Here is a 1991-nt window from a genome sequence, read left to right on the forward strand (position 1 = left end):
GCCCACGCCAGGGCCGAGTAGGTGGGCGCGCCCGGCGCCCGCCATCCCTCTCCCAGCGCGCGCACGACCACCTCGAAGGCGGTGATGACCTGCGGGAACTTAAAGAATGCGCCCTGGAGGACGGGCATCGCGTGGGCCGCCAGAATGTCCGGGTTGTGCTGGAGGGCCCAGGCAGCCCACGCGTAGGCGACGCCGCTCGACCGGTAGTCACCGGATTCCAGGAGCCGCCCGGTGAACTCGGGAGCCACCCCCGCGACGTTGGCGAGGGCGACCGCCAGCGAGTCCTCTCCCGTCGCTGGGGTTTGCCCGGGGATGACCCACGTCTCGTGCATGTCATCCGTCTTGGTGTACTCGCCGTGCACGACGCTCACCGGCTTCTGGTAGGGAGCGCGGATGATCTGCCGCTCCCACTGCACCTCCATGGGTTCGAGCGGCTCGCTCAGGATCGGGTCGAAGCGGTACATGTCCTGACCGTTCGGCTTGTCGTAGGGCTTGTCGCGCAATGCAACGCGCAGCTGCTCGTGCAGGAGGCGCACCGGGCCGCGGNCGTCAGGAGACTGGCGGTCACGTTGTCGCGCGCCAGCCCCAGCGCCGCCCGTTGCACCTGCGCGTCCGGGAAGGAGAGGGCGACACCGAGCAGGGGTTCAAGGTCGGTGCCCTCCACGGCCCCGAGGCCGTCACGCAAGACCCCAACCACTCGCAGAGCATTCTCCTTCGACCCCATGAGCGCGCCCTCGCAGCTGCGCGCGAAAAGTTCCAGGTCGAGGCGACCGGCCCTGGCGAGGGCGCACAGCTGTCCGACCGCCAGGGTCACGGTCGGCCCAACGGGGGAGGACATCAGGGCACACAGGACACCCTGACGCGAGACGGCCTCGTCAACGGTCATAGAGGCCAGGCGCAGGGTCCGCGAATACCAGCCGGCGCGCGCAGTGGGCAGGTCAGCGGCGAGCATCTCTAGGAGAGCGTCGATGAGGCGATCCCGGTCGATGAGTCCCTCATCGGCGCTGGACACGAGCGTGCGCGACCAGCCGGGCGACTTCACGCCGACGGAAGCAGAGCGGTCGGACGAGGACAGCGACATAGCGTTGGTGCCCTCCTGGCGCAGCATCTCCCACACCAGCGCCTCGCGCAGCTCCCGATCGGCGCGCATGAGGGGCAGCTGCAGCCCGGGTTCCAGGCCGATGAGCGCCGTCAGGTAGTGCTCGTCATGCTCGAGGGCCAGGTCGCCGTGCAGTTCAGCCAGGCGCAGGAAGCCGATGCCGTCCATCCACGGGTCGGACAGCCGAGCGCTCACGGTCAGGTCGTCATCCATGGGCGGGCCGTCGTTGATCTCCAGCATGCGCGCGTAGACCTGGTCGAGGGTCCACTGGTCCGGGTGCTGCCGGACCCACAGGTGGAGCCTCCAAAAGTCCATGCACTCATCCAGGGTGTCGGGCAGCCAACGGATGGTGCTCACGATTCCTCCTTCACGAGCAGGGAAACGGCGAGGACGTGCTTGCAGGGACCCCGCCCGCCCCTGTGTTTCATCCACCATGGGCAGGTGCACCGGTACTGGCCGATGGCGTAGGGGTCGGCGGGCACCTCCACCCGGAAGCGGTTCGCGCCCGAAGCGACCCGGAAGCGTGCACCCTCCTCACGGGTGATCGCGCCGCGCTCGATAAGCGAACGCGCCCCGGCTAGTCGCGGATGCATGGCGGTGAGTGCGTCGGCGCGCACGGGCAGGGGACGATGGAAGTAAGCGCCCTCAGTGACGTCGAAGCCGACCTGCCCGCTTGAAGCCAGGAGCGCGAGGCCGCCGGCCACCCGGTCGGGGGCCAGGCCGCAGCGGGCCGACATGAGCTGCGTGTCGATGCGCGGCTCGAAGGAGAGCAGGGACGAGAGCAAGGCCGCGTCCTCCTCGACACGCGGGTCCCCTAGGGACGCCAGGACCGCGCCCTCCCCCGAGAAACCGCGTGACTTGGCGGGGCTAAGCCCCACGCTCAGCCGCGCGC

3 protein-coding genes are annotated in these 1991 nt (G+C 69.5%); all 3 read right to left on the reverse strand.

Annotation, left to right across the window (positions count from 1 at the left end):
• On the reverse strand, positions 1–464 hold a 464-nt coding region (locus BQ7477_RS11895), incomplete at its 3' end, for a hypothetical protein (protein ID WP_200783505.1).
• Positions 440–1534 (reverse strand): DUF6493 family protein, encoded by a 1095-nt coding sequence (locus tag BQ7477_RS09035; RefSeq protein ID WP_478209463.1) that lies wholly within the window; start codon positions 1532–1534, stop codon positions 440–442. The genes BQ7477_RS11895 and BQ7477_RS09035, both read right to left, overlap by 25 nt.
• On the reverse strand, positions 1453–1991 hold a 539-nt coding region (locus BQ7477_RS09040; RefSeq protein WP_129582569.1), incomplete at its 5' end, for an SWIM zinc finger family protein. The genes BQ7477_RS09035 and BQ7477_RS09040, both read right to left, overlap by 82 nt.

Origin of the sequence: Actinomyces bouchesdurhonensis (genome assembly GCF_900128465.1) — a bacterium.
Classification (GTDB): domain Bacteria; phylum Actinomycetota; class Actinomycetes; order Actinomycetales; family Actinomycetaceae; genus Pauljensenia; species Pauljensenia bouchesdurhonensis.